The sequence below is a fragment of the Streptomyces sp. YS-3 genome, from assembly GCF_045257485.1.
In the GTDB taxonomy this organism is placed as follows: Bacteria; Actinomycetota; Actinomycetes; order Streptomycetales; family Streptomycetaceae; genus Streptomyces.
The window spans coordinates 1-3,081 of the sequence record NZ_JBJHPC010000728.1 but is presented as its reverse complement, the minus strand read 5'-3'; the positions used below and the strand labels follow the sequence as shown (position 1 = coordinate 3,081).

The 3,081-nt window shown below is 70.0% G+C and carries 4 protein-coding genes and 1 pseudogene; 4 read left to right on the top strand and 1 reads right to left on the bottom strand.

Annotated features, from left to right (window positions below; all coding sequences use genetic code 11):
* A pseudogene (locus tag ACJA3G_RS33945) lies at positions 1 to 235 on the top strand (hypothetical protein); the annotation flags it as partial.
* 123 nt (positions 236 to 358) lie between these two features.
* Here ACJA3G_RS33945 and hppD read toward each other — a convergent pair.
* Positions 359 to 1,504 (bottom strand): 4-hydroxyphenylpyruvate dioxygenase, encoded by a 1,146-nt coding sequence (gene hppD / locus ACJA3G_RS33940; RefSeq protein ID WP_406556876.1) that lies wholly within the window; start codon positions 1,502 to 1,504, stop codon positions 359 to 361.
* A gap of 121 nt (positions 1,505 to 1,625) precedes the next feature.
* Between hppD and ACJA3G_RS33935 the strand changes: the two genes are divergently transcribed.
* From ACJA3G_RS33935 to ACJA3G_RS33925, 3 genes are all read left to right on the top strand, one after another.
* Positions 1,626 to 2,105 carry an Lrp/AsnC family transcriptional regulator gene (locus ACJA3G_RS33935; RefSeq protein ID WP_406556875.1) on the top strand — a complete coding sequence of 160 codons (480 nt, stop codon included), beginning with the start codon at positions 1,626 to 1,628 and terminating at the stop codon, positions 2,103 to 2,105.
* 115 nt (positions 2,106 to 2,220) lie between these two features.
* A complete protein-coding gene (locus tag ACJA3G_RS33930; RefSeq protein WP_406556874.1) occupies positions 2,221 to 2,829 on the top strand; it encodes an ArsR/SmtB family transcription factor in 609 nt (202 codons plus the stop codon).
* Positions 2,830 to 2,864: 35 nt separating this feature from the next.
* A complete protein-coding gene (locus ACJA3G_RS33925) occupies positions 2,865 to 3,056 on the top strand; it encodes a hypothetical protein (protein ID WP_406556873.1) in 192 nt (63 codons plus the stop codon).
* Positions 3,057 to 3,081 lie beyond the last annotated feature (25 nt).

Here is a 3,081-nt window from a genome sequence, read left to right as displayed (position 1 = left end):
GGAGAAGGGCGGCCGGACCGCGCTGTTCTCCTACCACCGCGGGATGCTGGAGCGGGAGCTCGGCCAGCACGGCCCGGCGCGGCGCGACCTCGACGAGGCGCTGCGGACCAATCCGTACTTCTCGCCGCTGCTGGCGCGGGATGCGCGCGAGGCGCTGAAGGGGCTCGGGGAGCTGCCGGAGGGGGGTCCGAAGGACATGTACGGGTCGGTCACGCCGCACAGACAGGCCCAGTAGCCCGGCCGGCCGCCCGGGGACGGACCCCGGGCGGGAACAGCCGCGGCCCCCACAGGTCAGGTCGTGGGGGCCGCGTGATCGTGAAGGTACTTCAACTGCCGCTCACAGGAGAGGAGTTGCGGGTCACAGGTTGCCGCGCTTCTCCTGCTCCCGCTCGATCGCCTCGAACAGCGCCTTGAAGTTGCCCTTGCCGAATCCCATGGAACCGTGCCGTTCGATCATTTCGAAGAAGACCGTCGGCCGGTCCTGCACCGGCTTGGTGAAGATCTGGAGGAGGTAGCCGTCCTCGTCCCGGTCCACCAGGATCTTCAGCTCGCGCAGGGTCTCCACGGGCACGCGCGTCTCGCCCGCCCACTCGCCGAGCGTGTCGTAGTACGAGTCCGGGGTGTCCAGGAACGCCACGCCCGCCGCGCGCATCGCCCGTACCGTCGCGACGATGTCGTTCGTGGCCAGCGCGATGTGCTGGACGCCCGCGCCGCCGTAGAACTCCAGGTACTCGTCGATCTGCGACTTCTTCTTCGCGATCGCGGGCTCGTTGATCGGGAACTTGACCTTCAGCGTGCCGTCCGCGACCACCTTCGACATCAGCGCGCTGTACTCGGTCGCGATGTCGTCGCCCACGAACTCCTTCATGTTCGTGAAGCCCATGACGTTGTTGTAGAACGCCACCCACTCGTTCATCCTGCCGAGCTCGACGTTGCCCACGCAGTGGTCGATCGCCTGGAACGTGCGCCTGGCGGGCGGCTCGACGATCGGGTCGGCCGCGACGAACCCGGGCAGGTACGGGCCGCTGTAGCCGGACCGGTCGACCAGGGTGTGGCGGGTCTTGCCGTACGTGGCTATCGCGGCCAGCACGACCGTGCCGTGCTCGTCCTTCAGCTCGTACGGCTCGGCCAGGCCGGTCGCGCCGTGCGCCGTGGCGTACTCGTAGGCGGCGCGCGCGTCCGGCACCTCGATCGCGAGGTCCACGACGCCGTCCCCGTGCTCGGCCACGTGGTCGGCCAGGAAGCGGCCGTGGTCGGTGGACGCCTTGATGACGGAGGTGAACACGAAACGGGCGGAGCCGTTGGTCAGGACGTACGAGGCGGTCTCGCGGCTGCCGTTCTCCGGTCCGGAGTAAGCGACGAGCTTCATGCCGAAGGCGGTCGAGTAGTAGTGCGCGGCCTGCTTGGCGTTGCCCACGGCGAAGACGACCGCGTCCATTCCCTTCACCGGGAAGGGGTCGGCCTGCCGGGCGGTGTCGGGCGTGTGATCGATGGTCTCAGTCATAGCGGCAGGCTCCCCCCGTCCCGCAAGGTGCGCAATAGTTTGCGTCAGGGCTGGTCAATCTGCCCAGTGGACCACCGGCGGTGCCCTGCTTTCTGTACATCGTGACCATCGGGAGAGGCTCATGGCGATCGATCATCTGGACGGGAGGCTCATCGTGCTGCTGGCACGGGAGCCGCGTATCGGGGTTCTTGAGGCGTCCCGCAGGCTCGGCGTGGCGCGCGGCACGGTGCAGGCGCGGCTCGACCGCCTCCAGACGAACGGGGTCATCCGGGGCTTCGGCCCGGACGTCGACCCGGCGGCCCTCGGCTATCCGGTGACCGCCTTCGCGACCCTGGAGATCAAGCAGGGCCAGGGCGCCGACGTACGGGCGCATCTGGCCTCCGTGCCCGAGGTCCTGGAGCTGCACACCACCACCGGCCACGGGGACATGCTCTGCCGTCTGGTGGCCCGCTCCAACGCCGATCTCCAGCGGGTGATCGACCGTGTCGTCGGCTTCGAGGGGATCGTCCGGGCCTCCACGGCGATCGTCATGGAGAACCCCGTTCCGCTGCGGATCATCCCGCTGGTGGAGCAGGCCGCGGAGGACTCCGTCAGGGGCTGAGGGACGGACGCGCTCCGTCCACCCGCGCGGGGAAGCCCGTACAAAGATCTCGATGCAAAGGAATGGATGCAAAGAAAGGGTTGCAACAACTCCTTTGCAGCTCTACGGTTGCCCCATGACCGAGAACGACGACCCGCAAGCGGCCACCGCGCGGCCCGAGCCGCGCGAGCGGGTACTCGACGCGCGCTCGCTGCGGGGCCTGGCCCACCCCCTGCGCATCCGGCTGCTCGGCGCGCTGCGCCACGACGGCCCGGCCACCGCCTCCCAGCTGGCCGAGCGGCTCGGCGAGTCCAGCGGCGCCACCAGCTACCACCTGCGCCAGCTCGCCACGCACGGCTTCGTCGAGGACGCGCCCGAGCACGGCAAGGGCCGCGAGCGCTGGTGGCGGGCGACCCATGAGGGCACCACCTTCACCGAGGAACTGCACCAGGACGCGGACCCCGAGGTGCGCGGCGCCGTCGACCTGTTCCTGCACGAGGTCGCGACCATCCACACCCAGGAGCTCTCGACCTGGCTGGGGACCATGAACGAGTGGTCCGACGAGTGGTCCGTCAACTCCGACATGAGCGACTTCACGCTGCGGCTGACCCCCGCCCAGCTGCGCGAGCTGAACGACAAGGCGCACGCGCTCATCGAGAGCTACCGCGACCTGGCCCACGCGGACACCGAGGACACCGCCCAGGTCCGCGTCCACCTGCACTCGTTCCCGCGCAAGAGCCACTGACGCGACACCCCGGACCGGCGAAGGGATCACGCACCATGCTGCCCGACACGTACCTCACCCTGCACGAGTACCGCGCCGCCGAACTCCGCGAGGAGGCCGCCGACCACGCGCTCGCCCCGCGCCCCGCCCGCCACCGCATACGCACCCGGACGGGCCTCGCGCTGGTCGCGCTGGGCACCCGCCTGGCCCGGCCCGCCCCGCCGCGTCACCGCACCCGTATCGCATGAGCGGCGACGGGGGGCAGGGCGAGGT

What these genes read in the sequence shown, in the direction of transcription:
- hppD (WP_406556876.1), bottom strand. Translation starts at nt 1,504, where the DNA reads ATGACTGAGACCATCGATCACACGCCCGACACCGCCCGGCAGGCCGAC.
- ACJA3G_RS33925 (WP_406556873.1), top strand. Translation starts at nt 2,865, where the DNA reads ATGCTGCCCGACACGTACCTCACCCTGCACGAGTACCGCGCCGCCGAA.
- ACJA3G_RS33930 (WP_406556874.1), top strand. Translation starts at nt 2,221, where the DNA reads ATGACCGAGAACGACGACCCGCAAGCGGCCACCGCGCGGCCCGAGCCG.
- ACJA3G_RS33935 (WP_406556875.1), top strand. Translation starts at nt 1,626, where the DNA reads ATGGCGATCGATCATCTGGACGGGAGGCTCATCGTGCTGCTGGCACGG.